Source organism: Variovorax sp. LG9.2, assembly GCF_035018885.1.
GTDB lineage: Bacteria > Pseudomonadota > Gammaproteobacteria > Burkholderiales > Burkholderiaceae_C > Variovorax.
The window spans coordinates 121,920-144,075 of record NZ_JASJXB010000007.1 but is presented as its reverse complement, the minus strand read 5'-3'; the positions used below and the strand labels follow the sequence as shown (position 1 = coordinate 144,075).

The window sequence follows — 22,156 nt, the reverse complement described above, 5'->3', positions numbered from 1 at the left end:
TCTATTGTCCCAACTGATCGGCTTTGGACTCAACGTCGTCGGCAAAGCGCTCGATGAACATGAGGGCTCTCACCTGCTGCGCTGCCGCAGGGTGGTCGCCCTCTTCGTCGATAAAGCGGTCCAGAGAGGAGAGAGCCACCGCGCGCGCCGTCTCCACCTCGGTCCGTAACGCGTCGACAACTTCTACTTTCGTCGCGTCATCGAGCGTCTCGCGCCACTCCATCTGTTGCATCAGGAATGCGGGCGGCATCGCGGTATTGGTTTCGGCGTTGATCGACGAACCGCGTTGCTCGCACAAATAAGCGGCGCGCTTGACCGGATCTTTCAACCGCTGGTAAGCCTCGTTGATGCGCACCGACCATTGCATCGCCAGTCGCTGCGCGGCCGGGCCTTGCGCCGCGAAACGGTCTGGGTGCGCCTCGCGCTGCAGTTCCTTCCAACGCGCGTCCAGCGCCGCGCGATCCTGCGCAAACATCGTTGGCACGGAGAAGAGTTCGAAGTCGGTGTCGTTAAGGTTCATTGCAATAAAAAAGCCGCCAGCACATGACATGGTGGCGGCTCGGGCGCGAAACGCGCACGGCGTCAAATCCTGAAAGACTCTCCGCAGCCGCAACGATCGCGCTCGTTTGGATTAATGAACTTGAAGCCTTCGTTCAAGCCTTCGCGAACGAAGTCGAGCTGCGTTCCGTCGATATAGGCCAGGCTTTTAGGATCGACGAGCACTTTGACGCCGCGGTCTTCGAAAACCACGTCTTCAGGCGCGAACTCATCGACATATTCCAGCTTGTAGGCGAGCCCGGAGCAGCCGGTTGTCTTGACGCCCAGACGCACACCCACGCCCTTGCCACGCTTACCGAGGTAGCGATTGACGTGGCGCGCGGCCGCATCGGTAAGGGTCACGGCCATGATCAGTGAACCGCTTCCTGAGGCGCAGCCTTGGCAGCCGATGCGGCGTGCTTGGCTTTGTAGTCGTTGACGGCTGCCTTGATCGCGTCTTCTGCCAGGATCGAGCAGTGAATCTTTACCGGCGGCAACGCCAGTTCTTCAGCGATCTGCGCGTTCTTGAGCGCAGCGGCTTCGTCGAGCGTCTTGCCCTTGACCCACTCGGTGACCAACGACGACGACGCGATGGCCGAGCCGCAGCCGTAGGTCTTAAAACGTGCGTCTTCGATCACGCCGGTTTCCGGGTTGACCTTGATCTGCAGCTTCATAACGTCGCCGCAAGCAGGTGCGCCGACCATGCCGGTGCCCACAGAGTCGTCGCCCTTTTCGAACGAACCGACGTTGCGGGGATTTTCGTAGTGGTCTATGACCTTGGATGAATATGCCATGAAGTTACCTCTTGTTTTGTATCGTGTTCAGTGCGCCGACCATTGGATAGCGCTGATGTCGATACCGTCCTTGAACATTTCCCACAGTGGGCTCAACTCGCGCAGCTTGGCGACGTTGTGCTTAATGGTGGAAATCGCGTAGTCGATTTCTTCTTCGGTCGTGAAGCGACCGATCGTCATGCGAAGGCTACTGTGCGCGAGCTCATCGCTGCGGCCGAGAGCGCGCAACACATAACTCGGCTCCAGACTGGCTGATGTGCATGCCGAGCCCGACGACACCGCCAAGCCCTTGATACCCATGATCAGCGACTCGCCTTCGACGTAGTTGAAGCTGATATTCAGGTTGTGCGGCACACGATGCTCGAGGTCACCATTGATGAAGACCTGCTCGACATCTTTCAGGCCATCGAGCAAGCGCTTTTGCAGCGCTGCGGCTTTGGCGTTGTCTGCCTTCATATCGAGTTTAGCGATGCGGAAGGCTTCACCCATTCCGACGATCTGGTGCGTCGGCAACGATCCTGAACGCATGCCGCGCTCATGGCCACCCCCGTGCATTTGCGCTTCGAGCCGGACGCGCGGCTTGCGCCGAACATACAACGCGCCGATGCCTTTGGGACCATAAGTCTTGTGCGAAGCAAGACTCATCAAATCGATGGGCAGTTGCGTGATGTCGATCTCGACCTTGCCCGTCGCTTGCGCTGCATCGACGTGAAGCAGCACGCCTTTTTCCCGGCAGGCGTTACCGATGGCGACAACGTCTTGCACCACCCCGATTTCGTTATTGACGAACATGACGCTCGCCAGAATCGTGTCGGGGCGAATGGCCGCCTTGAACTTGCCGAGGTCGAGCAAACCGTTTTCTTCAACGTCGAGGTACGTGACCTCGAAGCCTTGACGTTCGAGCTCGCGCATGGTGTCGAGAACGGCCTTGTGCTCGGTCTTGACCGTGATGAGGTGCTTGCCCTTGCCTTTGTAGAACTGGGCCGCGCCTTTCAGCGCAAGGTTGATCGATTCGGTAGCGCCGGAAGTCCACACGATCTCACGAGGGTCGGCATTGATCAATTCCGCGACGTAGCCGCGGCCTTTTTCGACGGCCTCTTCCGCCTCCCAGCCCCACGCGTGACTGCGGGAGGCCGGGTTGCCGAAGTGCTCGCTCAACCAGGGAATCATTGCGTCGACGACGCGCGGATCGACGGGCGTGGTCGCGCCGTAGTCAAGATAGATGGGGAAATGAGGGGTGAAGTCCATGGCTGGCTCTGGCTGGCATTGGTTAATTTGAGGGTCGCTGCAGGCAAGGCACCCGAGGGCGCCTTAGTTCATGGCCTTTACGACTTCGCAAAGACATTCCCGAGGGCAAACACCGAATTCGGCGCGTTGATGCGGATAGGCTTCGCCACCGGTTGCGCCGAAATCGCGCGCTTGATCACCGGCTTGTTCTCGATCTGAACACCCTTGGCGAGTTGGTCATCGACCAATTTTTGCAAGGTGACCGAATCGAGGAACTCGACCATGCGCTGATTCAGCGATGCCCAAAGTTCGTGCGTCATGCAGCGACCGGCCTCGCCCAGACAATTCTCTTTGCCACCGCAATGAGTCGCGTCGATGGGTTCATCCACCGAAACGATGATGTCGGCGACAGTGATCTCGGCCGCTTTACGACCGAGGCTGTATCCGCCGCCGGGGCCGCGGGTCGATTCGACCAGTTCGTGGCGGCGCAGCTTGCCGAAGAGCTGTTCAAGGTAGGACAGCGAAATCTGCTGCCGCTGGCTGATGGCCGCCAGCGTGACCGGACCGGTGTTCTGGCGCAATGCCAGATCGATCATCGCGGTGACCGCAAAACGGCCTTTTGTAGTGAGACGCATCGCAAGCTCCTTCAAGTGCTTACCGTTGAAATGACACCGCTGCCAGAGGGCTTCGGGTAGCTTCGTCTCCGCCCTGACCGACCTCTTTAGCTGGTGCACCAGCCGGTATGAGTCGGTCCTTCATCGCGAAGTTCTGGTGTTGTTGACTAATTCGGTCAAGTATAGCGATAAGCCTTCAGTTTTGCTCGGGTAACTCCCGCCGACCCCCTCGGGGGCTGTAGGCCAATCACTCATTTACGGGGCACTGCCTCGGCAATGTTGTCGGTGCGTCCGCCGCCGAAAGCCTGTTCACGCAACTGAGCCAACTGATCCCGGACCCGTGCCGCTTTTTCGAACTCCAGATTGCGCGCGTGCTCAAGCATCAGCTTTTCGAGGCGCTTGATCTCGCGAGCAACATCTTTCTCGCTCATGTCCTCGACCTTGGCGCGCTCCAGATCGAGCTTGGCCATTTCCTTGCCGGTTTTCTCGCTGTAGACGCCATCGATCAAGTCGCGCACTTCCTTCACGATGCTGCGCGGCGTGATGCCTTCGGCCAAGTTGTGGGCGATCTGCTTGGTACGACGTCGATCGGTTTCGTCGATCGCCTTTTTCATCGAATCGGTCATCCGGTCGGCATACAGGATGGCTTTGCCGTTCACATTGCGCGCGGCGCGCCCGATCGTCTGAATCAGCGAGCGCTCCGCACGCAGGAAGCCCTCCTTGTCAGCATCCAGGATGGCAACCAGCGATACCTCCGGAATGTCCAGCCCCTCGCGCAAAAGGTTGATTCCGACCAGCACGTCGAAGCTGCCCAAACGCAGGTCGCGCAGGATTTCGACGCGTTCGACAGTGTCGATATCGCTGTGCAAATAACGCACCTTCACGCCGTTGTCGCTCAGGTAGTCGGTGAGCTGCTCGGCCATGCGCTTGGTCAGCGTCGTGATCAGCACCCGTTCGTTCTTGTCGACGCGCAGACGAATCTCGCCCAGCACATCGTCGACCTGATGCGTGGCCGGCCGCACCTCGACCTCGGGATCGATCAGTCCCGTCGGCCGTACCAGCTGCTCGACCGTGTTGCCTGAATGGTCCTTCTCGTACTGCGCCGGCGTGGCAGACACGAAGATCGCCTGCCGCATGCGCGCCTCGAACTCCTCGAACTTGAGAGGTCGGTTGTCCATCGCGGAAGGCAGGCGAAAACCGTACTCGACCAGCGTCGTCTTGCGCGCACGGTCGCCCGCATACATGCCGTTGAGCTGGCCGATCATCTGATGACTCTCGTCGAGGAACATCAACGCGTCTTTGGGCAGGTAGTCGGTCAACGTCGAGGGCGGTTGCCCCGGCGCAGCCCCCGAAAGATGCCGCGAATAGTTCTCGATGCCTTTGCAATGGCCGATCTCGGCGAGCATTTCCAGGTCGAAGCGGGTGCGCTGCTCTATCCGTTGGGCTTCGACCAGCTTGCCCTGGCTCACGAACTCCTTCACCCGGCCGACCAACTCGTGCTTGATGCCCTCGACCGCAGACATCACCTTGTCGCGTGGCGTCACGTAGTGGCTGGATGGGTACACCGTGAAGCGTGGGATTTTCTGTCGGATTCGGCCGGTGAGCGGATCGAACAGTTGCAGTGTCTCAATCTCGTCGTCGAACAGCTCGATGCGGATGGCCAGCTCGCTGTGCTCCGCCGGAAAAATATCGATGGTGTCGCCACGCACCCGGAACGACCCACGCGAAAAATCCTGTTCGTTGCGCGTGTACTGCATGCGGATCAGCCGCCCGATCACATCGCGCTGGCCGATTTTGTCGCCGATGCGCATGATGAAGCGCATCTGCGTGTAGTCCTCGGGCGTGCCGATGCCGTAGATGGCGCTCACCGTCGCCACGATGACCGTGTCGCGTCGCTCCAGCACGCTCTTGGTCGCCGACAGCCGCATCTGCTCGATGTGCTCGTTGATGGAGCTGTCTTTTTCGATGAACAGGTCGCGCTGAGGCACGTAGGCCTCGGGCTGGTAATAGTCGTAGTAGCTGACGAAGTACTCGACGGCGTTATGCGGAAAAAATTCGCGGAACTCGCTGTAAAGCTGCGCCGCCAGCGTCTTGTTCGGTGCGAAGACGATGGCCGGCCTGCCGAGCCGGGCGATCACGTTGGCCATGGTGAAGGTTTTGCCGGAACCAGTCACGCCCAGCAGGGTCTGGAACACCTCGCCATCGTTCACGCCTTCGACCAAGCCATCAATCGCTTTCGGCTGATCGCCCGCAGGAGGATAGGGCTGGTAAAGCTCGAAGGGCGAGCCGGGAAAAGTGACGAACGTTCCCGACTTTGCGGGCCCGATCGCTGCAAGCTTGTGTGCGTCGGTCACTGTATCGGTGATGGCTTCGGTGGTCTCTGGCATGGCTGTACCCGTCAATTGGCGGTGGCGCCGGTAAAATTCAATGCAACCGGAAAGCTTAAGCGCTTGCCCGGTTGCACGCGAAGCTTTCAATCAAAGGACTTTCTCCATGTCTATGTTTACCGCGGTCGAAATGGCGCCGCGCGACCCGATCCTCGGCCTTAACGAGCAATACGCCGCCGACACCAATCCCGCCAAGGTGAATCTGGGTGTGGGCGTTTATTACGACGACAACGGCAAGCTCCCGCTACTGAAATGCGTCCAGACCGCCGAACAAAACATGATGAAGTCGCCGACTGCACGCGGCTACTTGCCGATCGACGGCATCGTCGCGTACGACAACGCGGTGAAGAGCCTGGTCTTCGGGGCCGACAGCGAGCCGCTGAAGTCGGGCCGCGTCGCGACCGTGCAAGGCCTGGGCGGCACTGGAGGCCTGAAGGTCGGTGCCGACTTCCTTAAGAAGCTGAGCCCGAATGCCAAGGTGCTGATCAGCGACCCGAGCTGGGAAAACCATCGCGCCCTGTTCACGCAGGCCGGCTTCGTGGTCGAAAGCTACCCGTACTACGACGCCGCTACGCGCGGCGTCAATTTCGAAGCCATGCTGGCAGCGCTCGATGCGTCACCTGCCGGCACCATCGTCGTGCTGCATGCCTGCTGCCACAACCCGACCGGCTACGACATCACCGCCGCCCAGTGGGATCAGGTGGTCGACGTGGTCAAGGCTAAGAACCTGACCGCGTTCCTCGACATGGCCTACCAGGGCTTTGCCCATGGCATCCAAGAAGATGGCGCGGCCATCGGCAAGTTCGTCGAAGCCGGCTTGACCTTCTTCGTGTCGACTTCGTTTTCGAAGAGCTTCAGCCTTTACGGCGAGCGTGTCGGTGCGCTGTCGGTGCTGTGCAAGGACAAGGAAGAAACCTCGCGCGTGCTGTCGCAACTGAAGGTCATGGTCCGTACCAACTACAGCAATCCGCCGATTCACGGTGGCGCGGTGGTGGCAGCGGTGCTCGGCGACCCCGCACTGCGTGCGATGTGGGAAGGCGAACTGGCGGAAATGCGCGTTCGCATCAAGGCGATGCGGCAGAAGCTGGTTGACGGACTGAAGGCAGCTGGCGTGAAGGAAGACATGAGCTTCATCACCAAGCAGATCGGCATGTTCAGCTACTCCGGCCTCAACAAAGACCAGATGGTGAGGTTGCGCTCAGAGTTCGGCATCTACGGCACCGACACCGGCCGCATGTGCGTTGCGGCACTGAACAGCAAGAACATCGACTACGTCTGCGCTTCGATCGCCAAGGTCATCTGACCTGCACGGACATCGAAACGTTTGGTTGACACGATTGCGGTGGTGTTTGTAGGGGTTACGCCCCTACAAACACGGGGACCCCGCTGATATATTGCACTGCAACATCCTAGTACAACCACGCAATGCTCTACCAACTCTACGAAGCCCAACGCTCCTTGATGGAGCCGTTTTCGGACTTCGCTCAAGCTGCCTCCAAACTCTATGGCCACGGGGCAGTGTGGGGCAACATGCCCATGGCGCAGCGCATGGCCGCTGGCTACGAGCTGATGTATCGCCTCGGCAAGGACTACGAAAAGCCGAAGTTCAGCATCGAAAGCGTCAAGGTGAATGGAGACGACGTCGTCATCCACGAAGCGATTGCGCTAGACAAGCCGTTTTGCGAGCTGCGTCGCTTCAAGCGGTTCACCGATGACCCGGACACGTTAAAGATTTTGAAAAGCCAGCCCGTCGTGCTCATCGTTGCGCCGCTGTCGGGTCACTACGCCACGCTGCTGCGGGACACTGTTCGCACCATGCTGCAAGGCCACAAGGTCTACATTACCGACTGGAAAAACGCCCGCCTCGTGCCGCTGTCCGAAGGCGAATTCCATCTCGATGATTACATCCACTACGTGCAGGACTTCATCCGGCTGCTGCAAGCCGAATACGGCAACTGCCACGTAATGAGCGTTTGCCAGCCGACGGTGCCGGTGTTGGCCGCTGTGGCGCTTATGGCGAGCAAGGGCGAGACGCTGCCGCTCACGATGACCATGATGGGTGGCCCGATAGATGCGCGCAAATCGCCGACCGCCGTAAACAACCTCGCTACGACCAAAGGCTTCGACTGGTTCGAGAACAACGTCATCTATCCGGTCCCGCAGGGATTCCCGGGCGAGGGCCGGCGCGTGTACCCGGGCTTCCTGCAGCACACCGGATTCGTCGCAATGAATCCTGACCGTCACGCGACCAGCCACTACGATTACTTCAAGGACTTGATGAAGGGCGACGACGCCAGCGCCGAAGCGCATCGCAAGTTCTACGACGAGTACAACGCCGTGCTCGACATGGATGCGGACTACTACCTCGACACCATCAAGACCGTCTTCCAGGACTTCAGCCTGGTGAACGGCAACTGGGACGTGAAGAACGCTGATGGCGAGCTTGAACGTGTGCGTCCGCAAGACATTCGCACGACCGCCTTGCTGACCGTCGAGGGTGAGTTGGACGACATCTCCGGCTCGGGTCAGACGCAGGCTGCGCACGACCTTTGCACCGGTATTGCTGCGAATCAGCGGGAGCACTACGAGGCCAAGGGCGCAGGCCATTACGGCATCTTCAGCGGCCGCCGTTGGCGCGACTTGGTCTACCCGAAGGTGCAGAAGTTCATCGCGGCGCATGACGAGGCACAGCACCGCGCACTCGCCAAGCCTTCAGTAGATGCAGAAGACACGGTAAAGCCGGTTCAGACTGGCGCGAAGCCTTCGGTGAAGCCTGTGACCAAAGCGATCGCAAAGCCAGCGGTCAAGCCAACGGGCAAGCCGGCCGCGACTGTTCGGCAACCCAAGGCAATGGCAGCAGGCACGTTGAAAAGCAAAGTGCGCGCCGGCACGCGCGCGCGCTGAGCGACCGCGCACAAGTCATGACCGAAGCGCCGTCCGGGTCACTGGCCGCGCGCATCAACGACGCCCTTCCGCAAACGCAGTGCACGCGTTGCGGCTATCCGGACTGCAATGGCTATGCCGAGGCCATCGCTGCAGGCGACGCGGCCATCAACCAATGTCCACCCGGCGGTGCGGAGGGCATAGGCCGCCTTTCCTCGCTTACAGGCCGACCGGCAATCGCGCTCGACCCTCACTTCGGAATCGAGGCACCGCGCCTGATGGCGGTCATTGACGAAGCCTGGTGCATCGGCTGCACGCTCTGCCTCGATGCGTGCCCAACCGACGCCATCCTGGGCATCCACAAGCGGATGCACACGGTGATCGAAGCGCACTGTACGGGCTGCGAACTCTGCATTCCGGTATGTCCGGTCGACTGCATCTCGCTCGAAGTAGAAACGCCGGGCTTGAGCGGATGGGATGCATGGTCGTCGACACAGGCAGACCATTCACGGCAACGCTACGAATCCCACAAGGTACGCCGCCCGGCGCGAGAAGAAGCCGCAGCGAAACTGGCTCAGGACGCCTCGGCAGATGCACCTAACGCCGATGTCGATGCCGATGCTCGCAAACGCTCGGTGGTGGAGGCCGCTATGGCACGCGCGCGGGCTGCGGCAGCTGCGCGCAAACCTTGATCTTTCAAGCGGTGATTTGCGGCGTGCCCGCAGCCAGCGCCTCAAAGGCTTTCACCACGCCCGGCGGGGCCTGCACCATCTCGATCAGCACGCCCTCGCCCGCGATGGGAAACTCGTCGTTGGCCCTCGGATGCATGAAGCAGATGTCGAAGCCCGCGGCGCCCTTGCGAATACCGCCGGGCGCAAAGCGCACGCCCTGTGCGGTCAGCCACTCGACCGCGACCGGCAGGTCATCGATCCACAAGCCGATGTGATTCAGCGGCGTGGTGTGCACCGCCGGCTTCTTGTCGATGTCCAGCGGCTGCATCAAGTCGACCTCGACCTTGAACGGCCCGCTGCCGATCGCGCAGATGTCTTCGTCCACGTTCTCGCGCTCGCTGCGAAAGGTGCCCGTCACTTCCAGGCCCAGCATGTCGACCCAGAGCTTTTGCAGCCGCGTCTTATCGACCGCGCCGATAGCGATCTGCTGGATGCCAAGCACTTTGAAAGGACGCGTCTTTGAATCATTGGTTGCGTCGGTCGGCATCACACGAACTCCAGAATGATCTGATCGACAGCCAGCGACTCGCCCTTGGCCGCAGAGACTTTGCCCACGACGCCATCTTGCGATGCGAAGAGCACGTTCTCCATCTTCATCGCCTCGATCACAGCCAACTTCTCGCCCGCCTGCACCTGCTGGCCGGGCTGCACCGACACCTCGACGAGCAGACCCGGCATCGGGGACATCAGGAACTTGCTTAGGTCGGGCGGTGCCTTGTACGGCATCAGTTCGAGCAGGCGCGCACCGAGCGGCGACAGGACCATCGCTTCGATCTGCGTGCCGTCGTGCAACACGCGCAACGCCAGCGGATTCTTGCCCGCGCCGCGCTCGACCTGCGCGACGAAAGGCTTGTCGTTGACCGTACCTTCGACGCGAATACTGCCGAGCGCGCCATTGCTATCGATCTTGAAATTGCTGTCGCCGACAGCCACGGCGCTCGCACCGTTCTTGCCCTGAAAGTCGGTGACGGACACGGGGTGATGAATGTGCTTTCCTTCCGGCCCAAGCTCGACCACCACGAACTGCTCGCCGACCTTCACGCTGTGGCCTTCGAGTTGGCCGCTGATGCCCGAGGCCCGCGCACGATAGCGCCGATGCACATAGGCGGCCAGCGCGATCAAGAAAGCCGGATCGCTGTGAGGCACGTCCTCCGCATGAAAGCCATGCGCGTAATGCTCGGCGATAAAGCCGGTGTTGAAGTCACCCGCGACGAACTGTGGATGCGCCAACAGCGCCGCCTGGAACGGGATGTTGCTGCTGATGCCGCGGATCACGAAGCCATTGAGTGCCTCGCGCATCTTCGCAATTGCATGCTGGCGATCCTTGCCGTGCACGATGAGCTTGGCGATCATCGAGTCGTAGAACATCGGGATCTCGCCGCCGTCGTACACGCCCGTATCGACGCGCACGCCGTAGAGATGCGCGGTATCGGCAGAGAACATCGTCTCTTCCGGCGGCTGGAACTTCACCAACCGGCCGGTCGACGGCAGGAAGCTGCGAAACGGATCTTCGGCATTGATGCGGCATTCGATGGCCCAGCCCTCACGCTTCACGTCGGCCTGCTTCAGCGGCAGCGGCTCACCCGCCGCGACGCGAATCATGAGTTCGACCAGGTCGAGCCCGGTGATGCACTCCGTCACCGGATGTTCCACCTGCAGCCGCGTGTTCATCTCCAGAAAGTAAAAGCTCTGGTCCTTGCCGACCACGAACTCGACTGTGCCGGCACTCTGGTACTTAACGGCCTTGGCCAGCAACACCGCCTGCTCTCCCATCGCCTTGCGCGTGGCGTCCGTGATGAAAGGTGACGGCGCCTCTTCGATCACTTTCTGGTGGCGCCGCTGGATCGAGCATTCACGCTCGTTCAGGTAGATCACGTTGCCCTGCGAATCGCCCAGCACCTGGATTTCGATGTGGCGCGGTTCGACCACGAACTTCTCGATAAAGACCCGGTCATCGCCGAAGCTGTTGCGCGCCTCGTTGCGGCAAGCGGAAAAGCCTTCGAACGCTTCCTTGTCGTCGTTCGCAACACGCAAGCCTTTGCCCCCGCCGCCGGCCGACGCCTTGATCATCACCGGATAGCCGATTTCCCTGGCGATCTCGACTGCGCGTTCGGCGGTTTCGATGGCTTCGTTCCAGCCCGGAATGGTGTTGACCTTGGCCTCGTTCGCCAACTTCTTGGAGGCGATCTTGTCGCCCATCGCCGCGATCGAATAGTGCTTGGGGCCGATGAAGACGATGCCCTCTTCTTCGACCTTGCGCGCGAAGGCTTCGTTCTCCGACAGGAAGCCGTAGCCCGGATGCACCGCTTCGGCACCAGTCTGCTTGCACGCCGCGATGATGCGGTCGACCTGCAGATAACTGTCGCGGCTGGCTGCGCCACCGATGTGCACCGCCTCGTCGGCCAGTTCGACATGGCGCGCTTCCTTATCGGCATCGGAATAAACCGCGACGGTCAGGATGCCCATCTTCTTCGCGGTCTTGATGACGCGACAGGCGATTTCGCCGCGGTTGGCGATCAGGATTTTTTTAAACATGTTCTTCTTCTAGGAGCTCAGAGCGGAATGTTCCCGTGCTTGCGCCACGGGTTCTCGAGCTTCTTGGCCCGAAGCATCACGAGCGAGCGGCAGATGCGCTTGCGCGTCTCGTGAGGCAGGATCACGTCGTCGATGTAACCACGTGCGCTCGCCACATACGGGTTGGCAAAACGCGCTTTGTATTCGGCCTCGCGCGCAGCCAGCTTCTCCGGGTCGTTCTTGTCTTCGCGAAAGATGATTTCGACCGCACCCTTGGCGCCCATCACCGCGATCTCGGCGCGCGGCCATGCGAGATTGACGTCGCCGCGCAGATGCTTCGACGCCATCACGTCGTAAGCGCCGCCGTAGGCTTTGCGCGTGATCACCGTGATCTTCGGCACTGTGCACTCAGCGTACGCATAGAGCAGCTTCGCGCCGTGCTTGATGATCCCGCCGTACTCCTGCCCCGTGCCGGGCATGAAGCCGGGTACGTCGACAAAGGTGACGACCGGAATGTTGAAGCAATCGCAAAAGCGCACGAAGCGCGCCGCCTTGATGCTGCTTTTGATGTCGAGACAACCAGCCAGCACCAGGGGCTGGTTGGCCACGATGCCGACGGTCTGCCCCTCCATGCGGGCGAAGCCGATGACGATGTTTTTCGCGTACTCGGGCTGCAACTCGAAGAAGTCGCCGTCGTCGACCACCTTGAGGATCAACTCCTTCATGTCGTACGGCTTGTTGGCGTTGTCGGGCACCAGCGTATCGAGCGAAAAATCGGGTCGGTCGGCCGGATCGCCCTTGCCGTTGTTGCCAAGGCGCACCGGCGATTTCTCGCGGTTATTGAGCGGCAGGTAGTTGTAGAGCCGGCGCAGCATCATCAGCGCTTCGACGTCGTTTTCGAATGCCCTGTCGGCCACGCCACTGCGCGTGGTGTGCGTGATGGCGCCACCGAGTTCTTCGGCCGTCACGTTCTCGTGTGTCACCGTCTTCACGACCTCGGGGCCAGTGACGAACATGTAGCTCGAGTCCTTCACCATGAAGATGAAATCGGTCATGGCGGGCGAGTACACAGCGCCGCCGGCGCACGGGCCCATGATCATGCTGATCTGCGGCACCACGCCCGACGCCATCACGTTGCGCTGGAACACGTCGGCATAACCGCCGAGCGAGGCCACGCCTTCCTGGATGCGCGCGCCGCCGGAATCGTTGAGGCCGATAACCGGTGCGCCAACCTTCATCGCCTGGTCCATTACCTTGCAGATTTTCTCGGCATGCGCTTCACTCAACGCACCGCCGAAAACGGTGAAGTCCTGGCTGAAGACGAAGACCAGCCGGCCGTTGATCATTCCGTAACCAGTGACCACACCGTCACCTGGAATCTTCTGCTCCGCCATGCCGAAGTCGACCGACCGATGCTCGACGAACATGTCCCACTCTTCGAAGGTGTTGTCGTCGAGCAGCAGTTCGATGCGCTCGCGCGCGGTGAGCTTGCCCTTCTTGTGCTGTGCATCGATGCGCTTTTGTCCACCGCCGAGCCGGGCCTTGGCGCGGCGCTCTTCGAGTTGGTCGATCAGTTCTTGCATGGTTGTTTCTCCAAAGCTGAAGTTCGATTGATTCTTGTATTCCGGGCTACATCTGGCCAGCCGCTATGGCGAGCAAAGTGCGCGCTGCGGTCGACGCCGGCAGCGTGCCTTCGACCACTTGCCGCGTCAGTTGCGGCAACATTTCGCGCACCTGCGGATGATGTCGAAAAGCGTGCTTCAGACCAGCGTCGATGCGCTCCCACATCCAGGACAGCGACTGCTTTTCACGCCGCTTCACCAGCTTGCCATTGCCAGCCTGCAGTGCCTTGAACTGTGTGACCGAGTCCCAGAACGCGTCGACGCCGGTACCGGCGAGCGCACTCAACTGCATCACGCGCGGCAACCAGAAGCGTACGTCGGCGCCGTTGTACGCATCGTGCATCGCATGCACATGATCAGGATTGCCCTGATGGCCGAACAGGCGCAGCGCAGAAGTTATCTGCGCCTGCGCGCGCGTGGCGGCATCCTTGTCGAGATCGGCCTTGTTGATCACGACCAGGTCGGCCAGTTCCATCACACCCTTCTTGATCGCCTGCAGATCGTCACCGGCGTTCGGCAGTTGCATCAGCACGAACATGTCGGTCATGCCCGCCACCGCAGTTTCGCTCTGGCCGACGCCGACGGTTTCGACAATGACGATGTCATACCCCGCAGCCTCGCACACCAGCATCGCTTCGCGCGTCTTCTCTGCCACGCCACCCAGCGTGCCCGACGACGGGCTCGGCCGAATGTAGGCGCGCTCATGCACCGAGAGTCGTTCCATGCGTGTCTTGTCGCCGAGGATCGAGCCGCCCGACACGGAAGACGATGGGTCGATGGTGAGCACTGCGACCCGATGCCCCTTGTCGATCAACAAGAGGCCGAGCGTTTCAATGAAGGTCGACTTGCCGACACCCGGAACGCCCGAGATGCCCAGCCGAAACGACTGGCCCGTGTGTGGCAGCAAAGCGGTGAGCAACTCGTCCGCTTGCGCTCGATGGTCGGCTCGGGTCGATTCCAGCAGCGTGATCGCCTTGGCAATGGCGCGCCGCTGCGCGGGGCCTTCGGCACTCAACAAGGAATCGGACGTGACCGTGGTGCGCTCCCCCGGCATGTTCAGGCCGCAATCGAAGCGCGAATCTGCTCCAGCACATCCTTGGCACTCGCCGGGATCGGCGTCCCCGGGCCGTAGATGCCTTTCACGCCGGCCTCGTAAAGCATCTCGTAATCGCCGCGCGGAATCACGCCGCCGACGAACACGATGATGTCGTCGGCGCCCTGCTTCTTCAGCTCGGCGATGATCGCCGGCACCAGCGTCTTGTGGCCAGCGGCAAGGGTCGAGACGCCGACTGCATGCACGTCGTTCTCGATGGCCTGGCGCGCGCACTCCTCAGGCGTCTGGAACAACGGACCCATATCGACGTCGAAACCAAGGTCAGCGAAGGCCGTGGCGACAACCTTGGCGCCGCGGTCGTGGCCGTCTTGCCCGAGCTTGGAAATCATCACGCGTGGACGGCGGCCCTGCTCTTCAGCAAACAAGGCGATCTCGTTTTGGAGCGCTTCCCAGCCCTCGGCCGAGTCATAGGCTGCGGCATAAACGCCGGTGACCTTCTGCGTGTCGGCGCGATGCCGGCCATAGACTTTTTCCAGCGCGTCGCTGATCTCGCCGACCGTGGCGCGCAGGCGCACCGCATCGATGCTCAGCGCCAGCATGTTGCCCTCGCCGCTCTCGGCGGCGGCTGTCAGTGCATCGAGTGCCACCTGCACGGCGGCCGAGTCACGCGAAGCGCGAATCGCCTTCAGCTTGGCGATCTGGCCGTCGCGCACTTTCACGTTGTCGATCGACAAACTGTCGATCGCGTCTTCAGTCTTTAGCTTGTACTTGTTGACGCCGACGATCACGTCACGGCCGGAATCGATGCGCGCCTGCTTGTCGGCGGCGGCGGCTTCGATCTTGAGCTTGGCCCAGCCGCTGTCGACGGCCTTGATCATGCCGCCCATGGCTTCGACTTCTTCGATGATTTCCCAGGCCTTGTCGGCCATGTCCTGGGTCAGCTTTTCCATCATGTAGCTGCCGGCCCATGGGTCGACCACGCTGGTGATGTGGGTCTCTTCCTGAATGATGAGTTGCGTGTTGCGTGCGATGCGCGAGCTGAACTCGGTCGGCAGTGCAATCGCTTCATCGAGCGCATTGGTGTGCAGGCTTTGCGTGCCGCCGAACACCGCGGCCATTGCCTCGATGGTGGTGCGCACGACGTTGTTGTACGGGTCTTGTTCGGTGAGCGACCAGCCGCTGGTCTGGCAGTGCGTGCGCAGCATCAGGCTCTTGGCGTTCTTGGGCTCGAAGTCTTTCATGATGCGGCACCACAGCAAGCGCGCGGCGCGCATCTTGGCGACTTCCAGATAGAAGTTCATTCCGATGGCCCAGAAGAAACTCAGGCGCCCCGCGAACACGTCGACGTCGAGCCCCTTGGCCAAGGCCGTCTTGACGTACTCCTTGCCATCAGCCAGCGTGAAGGCCAGTTCCAACGCCTGGTTGGCACCGGCCTCCTGCATGTGATAACCGCTGATGCTGATCGAGTTGAACTTCGGCATCTTGTGCGCCGTGTACTCGATGATGTCGCCGATGATCCGCATGCTCGGCGCCGGCGGAAAGATGTAGGTGTTGCGCACCATGAACTCTTTCAGAATATCGTTCTGAATAGTCCCGCTCAACTGGTCTTGCGGCACGCCCTGCTCTTCGCCGGCCACGATGTAGCCGGCCAGCACCGGCAACACGGCGCCGTTCATCGTCATAGATACCGACACCTTGTCGAGCGGAATCTGGTCGAACAGGATCTTCATGTCTTCGACCGAGTCGATTGCTACGCCCGCCTTGCCGACATCGCCCGTCACCCGCGGGTGGTCGCTGTCGTAGCCGCGGTGTGTCGGCAGATCGAACGCGACGCTCACGCCCTGGCCGCCGGCAGCCAGCGCCTTGCGATAGAAGGCGTTGGACTCTTCTGCAGTCGAGAAGCCGGCGTACTGCCGGATGGTCCAGGGCCGCACTGCGTACATCGTGGCTTGCGGCCCGCGCAGGTAGGGCTCGAACCCCGGCATCGTGTCGGTGTACTTCAAGCCCTTGAGGTCGGCGGCAGTGTAGAGCGGCTTGACGCTGATGCCGTCCGGTGTCAGCCAGTTCAGCGCATTGACGTCGCCACCCGGCGCCGACTTTGCAGCCGCTTTGGTCCATGCCTCGAGGCTGACGGGTGGGAAGGTCGGTTCGGGTGTGCTCATGGGCGCCGCTTTTGCAAAGTTGTTCCCAGTGTCTCCGCTGAGTCCGGGCAGTTCAAGACGAGTCTACCCGATCCATAATTATTAATTCAGATGGCGTCATTGCAGTACAGTTCGCGCATGTCCGCTGTCACGCTTACTCCGCGAGCCCTCTACGAAGAGGTGGCCGAGCTGCTGCGCCAACGCATCTTCAATCAGGAGCTGGAACCGGGCGCATGGATCGACGAACTGAAGCTGGCGGAGGAGTACGGCATCAGCCGCACGCCACTGCGCGAAGCGTTGAAGGTGCTGGCCGCCGAGGGCCTGATCACGATGAAGGTGCGACGCGGCGCCTACGTGACCGAGGTGTCCGAGCGCGATCTGGTCGACGTTTATCACCTGCTCTCGCTGCTGGAAAGCGACGCCGCAGCGACCGTCGCGGTCACTGCCACAAAGTCACAGCGGGACGAACTCGAAGCACTGCACGCGCAGCTTCAGGCAGCGCTGAGCATGCCGCGCCCCAACTACGCGGCCTTTCTGGCGCTGAACATCGCCTTTCATACGCGCCTGCTGGAAATTGCCAACAACCGCTGGCGGGTGCAGATGGTGGCCGACCTGCGCAAGATCATGAAGCTCAAAGGCCACAGCTCGCTTTTCAAAGAGCCGCGCGCGCGCGAATCGCTCAGGGAGCACGACGCGCTGATGAAGGCGATCACGGCGCGCGACGGGCCGGCCGCCATGCAGCGAATGCAGGAGCATTTTGAGAGTGGATTGAAGGCTGCAACGGGTGCCCACGTTCCCTGAGGCCCCGAAGCTTCGCCCTACCCGCAGCTCGTGGTCGGCCTCATGTACGAGGCGGTGACACCCTACTTTTGCTTGCACAATACTTGCATCCATAAAGCAGCGGCGCCATTCGGTGACCGAAAACAAGGCAGTTCGAATGAGCAGTGTGGTCGTGACCGGCGCGGGCTCGGGCATCGGAGCAGCGACGTGTCGACGCCTGGCGGCACAGGGCATCGACCTCGTGATCCATACCGGCAGCCGGCGTGCAGCGGCTGACGCCGTGGCAGCGGAATGCAGTGCGGTGCGCACCACGGTGGTGGTCGGCGACATGGCGCTGCCATCGACCGTCGATGCGCTTCTCGATGCTGCGATGGCGCTTGGTGGGGCGCCTGGCGATGCTGGCGGACTGCGCGGCGTGGTCGCCAATGCCGGCTTCGCCGACAAGACCAGCCTCGCCGAACTCGACGACGACATCCTCGAACGATCGCTTCGGACCATGGTCGTTTCCGTCGCGCACCTTCTGCGCAAAAGCCTGCCGCTGCTCGCACTTTCTGGGCAAGGCCGCTTCGTGGCCATCAGCTCCTTCGTGGCGCACCGCTTCACGCTGGGCGCATCGACGTTTCCAGCCACCGCCGCAGCCAAGGCCGGCGTCGAGGCACTGGTCAAAGCAGCGGCGGCCGAGAACGCTGCACGCGGTGTCACGGTCAACGCGGTAGCGCCAGGCTACGTCCGCAAAGACCGCGCCAACGCCGGTGCGCTGACCGACGAGCAATGGAAGCAAGCGCTGTTGCGCGTGCCCGCCGGCCGGCTCGCCACGCCCGATGACATCGCAGCACCCATCGCCTTTTTGCTGAGCCGTGAGGCGGCTTTTATCACCGGCCAGATCCTTCACGTCGATGGCGGCATGACCCTGTGACTGGCCGCACCGTCGTTCCATTTCAACGCTTCTCTTCCTTCCTGTCTTCTCTCATCATCTACGTAAAAAAATCATGACAAACCGTCGTCAGTTCATCACCAGCGTCGCCGCAGCCAGCGCCGCGACCGCCCTCCCGCACGCCGCCTTCGCCCAGACCGATGCGACCGAAAGCGCATGGGCCCGCATCAACCGCACCAAGGTACTGCGCATGGGCGCAGTGGCCGGCGCGGCGCCCTACTATCACAAGGACCTGGCATCGGGCGAGTGGCAAGGCTTCATGATCGACTTCGGCAAGAGCCTCGCCGGGAGCCTCAACGCCAAACTCGACATCAACGAAACCAGCTGGGGCAACTCGGTGCTCGATCTCCAGTCGAACAAGATCGACGTGTTCTTCGGCCTGAACCCGACGCCGGCGCGCGCGTTGGTCGTCGACTTTTCCGACCCGTTGTTCAACAACGCTTTTGTCCTCGTGGCACGCAAGGGGTTCGACCCGAAGACGTGGGAGGAGCTCAACAAGCCCGACGTCAAGATCGCCGTCGATATCGGCTCGTCGCACGACCAGGTCGTCACCAAGACCTGCCCCAACGCGCAGATCATCCGCCTCGAAAAAGCCGCCGATGCCACGCTCGCGCTGCAGACCGGCCGCGCCGATTGCCAGGTCCTCGCCGTGGTGCTGGCACTCACCGTGGTCAGCAAGAACCCGACCGTCGGGCACATCGTGCTGCCGACGCCGACGCAGGCCACGACAACCAACCTGGGCTTCCGCAAGGAAAGCGACCGTCAGTGGGTCGAGTACGTCAACAAGTGGATCGCGCAGACGCGTTCCAGCGGCAAGGTGAAGGAAGTGGTGCTGACCAACATGCAGACCCTGTCAGGCGTGAAGCCGGACCAGGTTCCATCGACGATCAGCTTCTGATCCGAATTCAGCACCCGACAAGAAGAGCGAACGAGAGCCGCCGTGTATCACTGGGACTTCGAATTTCTGTGGGGCTTTCGCAAGCTCCTTCTCATGGGTCTCGGCTACACCGTCGCCTACACGGTCATCTGCACTGTGATCGGGCTGGCGATCGGGCTGGCGGTCGCGATGGGTCGGTTGTCGCAACCCGTTTGGCTGCGCGCGCCGCTGCGGGCTTATGTCGAAGTATTCCGCTGCACACCGGTGCTGGTGCAACTGGTGTGGTTCTATTACGCGCTGCCGGTGCTCACAGGCATCCAGATCTCGGCGGCGCTGGCGGCCATATTGGCGCTCTCTTTGTACGGCAGCTCGTTCTACTCCGAGATCATCCGCGGCGGCATCATCTCTATTGATCCGGGGCAAACAGAAGCAGCACGTGCGCTGGGCATGCGGCGCTTTCAGATGATGCGCCGGGTGGTCCTGCCGCAAGCGTTCAGGCGCATGGTGCCGCCACTGTTGAATCAGTCGATCCTGCAACTCAAGAACACGTCCCTGCTGTCGGTGCTGGCATTGCCGGACCTGCTCTATCAGGGCCAAAGCATCGCTCACGAAACCTATCGGCCGCTGGAGACCTACACCGTGGTCGCACTCGCCTACTTCCTCGTGCTGCTGCCGGCCACGATTCTGGTCAAGCGTGCTGAAACCCGCCTCTCCGGTCCGGCGCACGCATGACAACGTTGCCAACATCTGCGCCCATGATCGAGGTCACGCGCCTGGGCAAACGCTTCGGCGACAACCGCGTGTTGCGCGACGTGTCGCTCTCGGTCGCAAAGGGTGAAGTCATTGCACTGATCGGACCTTCGGGCTCGGGCAAGTCGACCTTGCTGCGCTGCCTCAACCTGCTGACGGTGCCCGACCAAGGCACCGTTCGAGTGGGCGAGCAATCGCTGACCTTCACCGGCGCCGCGACCCGGCTGCCGAAAGACGCGGTGCTCTCCGGCTTCCGCGCACGAACCGGAATGGTGTTCCAGCACTTCAACCTCTTCCCTCACATGACGGTGCTTGGCAACGTCATGGAGGGGCCGCTCACCGTCATGAAGCAGCCGAAGGCGCAAGCCGCCGAGAAGGCACGTGCGCTGCTCGCCAAGGTGGGGTTGCTGGACAAGGCCGACGCCTGGCCCGATCAACTCTCAGGCGGCCAGAAGCAGCGCGTCGCGATTGCACGTGCACTGGCGATGGAGCCGCAGGTAATGCTGTTCGACGAGGTTACTTCGGCCCTGGACCCGGAGCTGGTCGGCGAGGTGTTGCGCGTGATTCAGGCGCTGGCCGAAGAAGGCATGACGATGTTGCTGGTCACACATGAGATGTCGTTCGCGCGCGAAGTGGCTAACCAGGTGGCGTTCATGCGCGACGGCGTCATCGTGGAATGCGGACCGGCGCGGCAGGTCATCGATGCGCCGACGGAAGTCGCTACGCGCGCCTTCCTGGCACGCTTTCACGAAGGCAGGCCGGCCAGCGCCTAGGCCGAAAGCGCGGCGGCCGGCTTGCCCGCAGACGCGTCGAGCCCTGGTCCGGACGCAGGCTTGGCAATCGATACAGCGGCTGCACTGCGCGCGTCCGCATCAGCCTGCGAATGCGCCAGCGCCATGACCTCGTGCGGCGTCGTGCCCTTCAGCTTGTGGTCACTCCACACCTGGCGCCAATGTCGCGCACCGGGCAACCCGTTGCGCAAGCCGAGCATGTGTCGCGCGATGTTCGACCAAGGCGTGCCGTGCGCGGCCGCTTCGCGAACCATGTAGTCGCACATCTGCCGCTCCACATCTTCGCGAGTGAGTTCGACACCGCCATTTCGCGACGTGTCCCCGAAGAACTCCGCGTCCCATCCAGCCAGCCACCAGGGGTTGTGATACGCCTCGCGGCCGATCATCACGCCGTCGAGCAGGCGCAACTGCGTGTGCACTTCGGCGTTGTCGTGGATGCCGCCATTGATCGAAAAACGAAGCGCCGGAAAATCGTGCTTCAGCCGATGAACCAGCGCGTAGCGCAGCGGCGGCACTTCACGGTTTTGCTTCGGGCTCAAGCCCTTGAGCCACGCGTTGCGCGCATGCACGATGAAGGTCTCGCAGCCTGCTTCGCTCACCGTGCCGACGAAGTCACGCACGAACTCGTAGCTCTCCGACTTGTCGATGCCGATGCGGTGCTTGACCGTGATCGGCACATCGACCACGTTGACCATCGCCTTCACGCAATCGGCCACCAGTTGCGGCTCGGCCATGAGACAGGCACCGAACGCCCCGCGCTGCACGCGCTCGCTCGGGCAACCGCAGTTCAGGTTGATTTCGTCGTAGCCCCACTCTTCTCCCAGTTGCGCGCAGTGGGCCAAGTCAGCCGGCTCGCTGCCGCCCAATTGCAGCGCAAGCGGATGTTCTTCTGCATTGAAGCGCAAGTGTCGCGGAACGTCGCCGTGCACCAGCGCGCCGGTCGTGACCATCTCGGTGTAAAGGAGCGCCTGGCGGGTGAGCAGCCGATGAAAGTAGCGGCAATGCGTGTCTGACCAATCCATCATGGGCGCAACGCTGACGCGGTCCGGCGCAGGGCGAAGACTCGGATCGAAGGAAGAAGCGGACATGGGACTTGGACGTTGCGCCGGCAGCGCCGGCAGCGCCGGCAAAGCCTCGGATTGTCTCTCAGGGGTTGCCAAGCTGCCCGTAAGACCCGGCAATTGCAACGTTACTTAGCGGCCCTGGACGAGGGCCGCTTGAAACTTCCGCATGCTCGTATTTCCCGGATGCCGCGCAATATCAGGCACGCGGACCTTCCTTGCCGAACATTCTTCGAATTGCAGCGACGCCCGCGACCAAAGCGTTGGCATAGGTAGATTGGGGATCGGTCGCAGATTTAAGCGGAAGGTAGGGCAACGCGTCTTCCATCGCGTAATCCGTGCCTTCCATCAATACCCAATAGAACTCGCCTTCTTCGAGTTCGTGAACGGTCAGTGCGATATTTCGCAGTGTTGACATGGGTTTAGGCGGGGCCGGTAAATGTTACGAATGGGACCGAT

At 61.6% G+C, this 22,156-nt stretch carries 21 protein-coding genes; 8 read left to right on the top strand and 13 right to left on the bottom strand.

Features of this window, described 5'->3' with window-relative positions; all coding sequences use genetic code 11:
• Window position 1: 1 nt before the first annotated feature.
• From hscB to uvrB, 6 genes are all read right to left on the bottom strand, one after another.
• The gene (hscB, locus tag QN413_RS09760) at window positions 2-520 is read right to left on the bottom strand and encodes a Fe-S protein assembly co-chaperone HscB (protein WP_323496508.1); all 519 of its coding nucleotides are present in this window, start codon (window positions 518-520) and stop codon (window positions 2-4) included.
• A 62-nt stretch (window positions 521-582) separates the two neighbouring features.
• Window positions 583-906: an iron-sulfur cluster assembly protein IscA gene (gene iscA, locus QN413_RS09755; RefSeq protein ID WP_187052488.1), complete on the bottom strand. Its 324-nt coding sequence runs from the start codon at window positions 904-906 to the stop codon at window positions 583-585.
• A gap of 2 nt (window positions 907-908) precedes the next feature.
• Window positions 909-1,331: a Fe-S cluster assembly scaffold IscU gene (gene iscU, locus QN413_RS09750; RefSeq protein ID WP_187052489.1), complete on the bottom strand. Its 423-nt coding sequence runs from the start codon at window positions 1,329-1,331 to the stop codon at window positions 909-911.
• 27 nt (window positions 1,332-1,358) lie between these two features.
• The gene (locus QN413_RS09745; RefSeq protein WP_187052490.1) at window positions 1,359-2,579 is read right to left on the bottom strand and encodes an IscS subfamily cysteine desulfurase; all 1,221 of its coding nucleotides are present in this window, start codon (window positions 2,577-2,579) and stop codon (window positions 1,359-1,361) included.
• A 77-nt stretch (window positions 2,580-2,656) separates the two neighbouring features.
• Complete coding sequence (gene iscR / locus QN413_RS09740; RefSeq protein WP_187052491.1) at window positions 2,657-3,193, bottom strand: Fe-S cluster assembly transcriptional regulator IscR; 537 nt, start codon at window positions 3,191-3,193, stop codon at window positions 2,657-2,659.
• 230 nt (window positions 3,194-3,423) lie between these two features.
• Window positions 3,424-5,559: an excinuclease ABC subunit UvrB gene (gene uvrB, locus QN413_RS09735; protein WP_323496412.1), complete on the bottom strand. Its 2,136-nt coding sequence runs from the start codon at window positions 5,557-5,559 to the stop codon at window positions 3,424-3,426.
• A gap of 106 nt (window positions 5,560-5,665) precedes the next feature.
• On the opposite strand from uvrB, the gene QN413_RS09730 reads away from it, so the two are divergent.
• From QN413_RS09730 to QN413_RS09720, 3 genes are all read left to right on the top strand, one after another.
• Complete coding sequence (locus QN413_RS09730) at window positions 5,666-6,862, top strand: amino acid aminotransferase (RefSeq protein ID WP_323496411.1); 1,197 nt, start codon at window positions 5,666-5,668, stop codon at window positions 6,860-6,862.
• Window positions 6,863-6,984: 122 nt separating this feature from the next.
• Window positions 6,985-8,463 carry a polyhydroxyalkanoate depolymerase gene (locus tag QN413_RS09725; protein ID WP_323496410.1) on the top strand — a complete coding sequence of 493 codons (1,479 nt, stop codon included), beginning with the start codon at window positions 6,985-6,987 and terminating at the stop codon, window positions 8,461-8,463.
• 17 nt (window positions 8,464-8,480) lie between these two features.
• On the top strand, window positions 8,481-9,134 hold the full coding sequence (locus QN413_RS09720; protein ID WP_323496409.1) for an RnfABCDGE type electron transport complex subunit B: 654 nt from the start codon (window positions 8,481-8,483) through the stop codon (window positions 9,132-9,134).
• Window positions 9,135-9,138: 4 nt separating this feature from the next.
• On the opposite strand, the gene QN413_RS09715 is transcribed toward QN413_RS09720, so the two are convergent.
• Genes QN413_RS09715 through scpA form a run of 5 tightly spaced genes read right to left on the bottom strand, consistent with a single transcriptional unit; the run spans window position 9,139 to window position 16,525 of the window.
• The gene (locus tag QN413_RS09715; protein WP_323496408.1) at window positions 9,139-9,660 is read right to left on the bottom strand and encodes a VOC family protein; all 522 of its coding nucleotides are present in this window, start codon (window positions 9,658-9,660) and stop codon (window positions 9,139-9,141) included.
• Window positions 9,660-11,708 carry an acetyl/propionyl/methylcrotonyl-CoA carboxylase subunit alpha gene (locus QN413_RS09710; protein WP_323496407.1) on the bottom strand — a complete coding sequence of 683 codons (2,049 nt, stop codon included), beginning with the start codon at window positions 11,706-11,708 and terminating at the stop codon, window positions 9,660-9,662. Before QN413_RS09710 ends, QN413_RS09715 begins: the two co-directional genes overlap by 1 nt.
• 17 nt (window positions 11,709-11,725) lie before the next feature.
• Window positions 11,726-13,270, bottom strand: a complete 1,545-nt coding sequence (locus QN413_RS09705; protein WP_187052497.1) for an acyl-CoA carboxylase subunit beta — start codon at window positions 13,268-13,270, stop codon at window positions 11,726-11,728.
• Between the two features lie 46 nt (window positions 13,271-13,316).
• On the bottom strand, window positions 13,317-14,363 hold the full coding sequence (meaB, locus tag QN413_RS09700) for a methylmalonyl Co-A mutase-associated GTPase MeaB (protein ID WP_323496406.1): 1,047 nt from the start codon (window positions 14,361-14,363) through the stop codon (window positions 13,317-13,319).
• Between the two features lie 2 nt (window positions 14,364-14,365).
• Window positions 14,366-16,525 carry a methylmalonyl-CoA mutase gene (scpA, locus tag QN413_RS09695; protein ID WP_323496405.1) on the bottom strand — a complete coding sequence of 720 codons (2,160 nt, stop codon included), beginning with the start codon at window positions 16,523-16,525 and terminating at the stop codon, window positions 14,366-14,368.
• Window positions 16,526-16,642: 117 nt separating this feature from the next.
• On the opposite strand from scpA, the gene QN413_RS09690 reads away from it, so the two are divergent.
• From QN413_RS09690 to QN413_RS09670, 5 genes are all read left to right on the top strand, one after another.
• On the top strand, window positions 16,643-17,305 hold the full coding sequence (locus tag QN413_RS09690; RefSeq protein WP_323496404.1) for a GntR family transcriptional regulator: 663 nt from the start codon (window positions 16,643-16,645) through the stop codon (window positions 17,303-17,305).
• A gap of 136 nt (window positions 17,306-17,441) precedes the next feature.
• On the top strand, window positions 17,442-18,200 hold the full coding sequence (locus QN413_RS09685; protein ID WP_323496403.1) for an SDR family oxidoreductase: 759 nt from the start codon (window positions 17,442-17,444) through the stop codon (window positions 18,198-18,200).
• A gap of 73 nt (window positions 18,201-18,273) precedes the next feature.
• Window positions 18,274-19,116: a transporter substrate-binding domain-containing protein gene (locus tag QN413_RS09680; RefSeq protein WP_323496402.1), complete on the top strand. Its 843-nt coding sequence runs from the start codon at window positions 18,274-18,276 to the stop codon at window positions 19,114-19,116.
• A gap of 42 nt (window positions 19,117-19,158) precedes the next feature.
• Window positions 19,159-19,827 (top strand): amino acid ABC transporter permease, encoded by a 669-nt coding sequence (locus tag QN413_RS09675; RefSeq protein WP_323496401.1) that lies wholly within the window; start codon window positions 19,159-19,161, stop codon window positions 19,825-19,827.
• A gap of 23 nt (window positions 19,828-19,850) precedes the next feature.
• Window positions 19,851-20,618: an amino acid ABC transporter ATP-binding protein gene (locus QN413_RS09670; RefSeq protein WP_323496400.1), complete on the top strand. Its 768-nt coding sequence runs from the start codon at window positions 19,851-19,853 to the stop codon at window positions 20,616-20,618.
• On the opposite strand, the gene dusA is transcribed toward QN413_RS09670, so the two are convergent.
• The gene (gene dusA, locus QN413_RS09665) at window positions 20,615-21,724 is read right to left on the bottom strand and encodes a tRNA dihydrouridine(20/20a) synthase DusA (RefSeq protein WP_323496399.1); all 1,110 of its coding nucleotides are present in this window, start codon (window positions 21,722-21,724) and stop codon (window positions 20,615-20,617) included. The two genes, QN413_RS09670 and dusA, sit on opposite strands and share 4 nt — an antisense overlap.
• Before the next feature lie 172 nt (window positions 21,725-21,896).
• The gene (locus QN413_RS09660) at window positions 21,897-22,115 is read right to left on the bottom strand and encodes a hypothetical protein (protein WP_323496398.1); all 219 of its coding nucleotides are present in this window, start codon (window positions 22,113-22,115) and stop codon (window positions 21,897-21,899) included.
• Window positions 22,116-22,156: the final 41 nt, after the last annotated feature.

What these genes read in the sequence shown, in the direction of transcription:
- dusA (WP_323496399.1), bottom strand. Translation starts at nt 21,724, where the DNA reads ATGTCCGCTTCTTCCTTCGATCCGAGTCTTCGCCCTGCGCCGGACCGC.
- QN413_RS09720 (WP_323496409.1), top strand. Translation starts at nt 8,481, where the DNA reads ATGACCGAAGCGCCGTCCGGGTCACTGGCCGCGCGCATCAACGACGCC.
- uvrB (WP_323496412.1), bottom strand. Translation starts at nt 5,559, where the DNA reads ATGCCAGAGACCACCGAAGCCATCACCGATACAGTGACCGACGCACAC.
- QN413_RS09710 (WP_323496407.1), bottom strand. Translation starts at nt 11,708, where the DNA reads ATGTTTAAAAAAATCCTGATCGCCAACCGCGGCGAAATCGCCTGTCGC.
- QN413_RS09725 (WP_323496410.1), top strand. Translation starts at nt 6,985, where the DNA reads ATGCTCTACCAACTCTACGAAGCCCAACGCTCCTTGATGGAGCCGTTT.
- QN413_RS09690 (WP_323496404.1), top strand. Translation starts at nt 16,643, where the DNA reads ATGTCCGCTGTCACGCTTACTCCGCGAGCCCTCTACGAAGAGGTGGCC.
- QN413_RS09660 (WP_323496398.1), bottom strand. Translation starts at nt 22,115, where the DNA reads ATGTCAACACTGCGAAATATCGCACTGACCGTTCACGAACTCGAAGAA.
- iscU (WP_187052489.1), bottom strand. Translation starts at nt 1,331, where the DNA reads ATGGCATATTCATCCAAGGTCATAGACCACTACGAAAATCCCCGCAAC.
- QN413_RS09745 (WP_187052490.1), bottom strand. Translation starts at nt 2,579, where the DNA reads ATGGACTTCACCCCTCATTTCCCCATCTATCTTGACTACGGCGCGACC.
- QN413_RS09730 (WP_323496411.1), top strand. Translation starts at nt 5,666, where the DNA reads ATGTCTATGTTTACCGCGGTCGAAATGGCGCCGCGCGACCCGATCCTC.
- QN413_RS09705 (WP_187052497.1), bottom strand. Translation starts at nt 13,270, where the DNA reads ATGCAAGAACTGATCGACCAACTCGAAGAGCGCCGCGCCAAGGCCCGG.
- hscB (WP_323496508.1), bottom strand. Translation starts at nt 520, where the DNA reads ATGAACCTTAACGACACCGACTTCGAACTCTTCTCCGTGCCAACGATG.
- QN413_RS09715 (WP_323496408.1), bottom strand. Translation starts at nt 9,660, where the DNA reads ATGCCGACCGACGCAACCAATGATTCAAAGACGCGTCCTTTCAAAGTG.
- meaB (WP_323496406.1), bottom strand. Translation starts at nt 14,363, where the DNA reads ATGCCGGGGGAGCGCACCACGGTCACGTCCGATTCCTTGTTGAGTGCC.
- QN413_RS09670 (WP_323496400.1), top strand. Translation starts at nt 19,851, where the DNA reads ATGATCGAGGTCACGCGCCTGGGCAAACGCTTCGGCGACAACCGCGTG.
- iscR (WP_187052491.1), bottom strand. Translation starts at nt 3,193, where the DNA reads ATGCGTCTCACTACAAAAGGCCGTTTTGCGGTCACCGCGATGATCGAT.
- QN413_RS09680 (WP_323496402.1), top strand. Translation starts at nt 18,274, where the DNA reads ATGACAAACCGTCGTCAGTTCATCACCAGCGTCGCCGCAGCCAGCGCC.
- iscA (WP_187052488.1), bottom strand. Translation starts at nt 906, where the DNA reads ATGGCCGTGACCCTTACCGATGCGGCCGCGCGCCACGTCAATCGCTAC.
- QN413_RS09685 (WP_323496403.1), top strand. Translation starts at nt 17,442, where the DNA reads ATGAGCAGTGTGGTCGTGACCGGCGCGGGCTCGGGCATCGGAGCAGCG.
- scpA (WP_323496405.1), bottom strand. Translation starts at nt 16,525, where the DNA reads ATGAGCACACCCGAACCGACCTTCCCACCCGTCAGCCTCGAGGCATGG.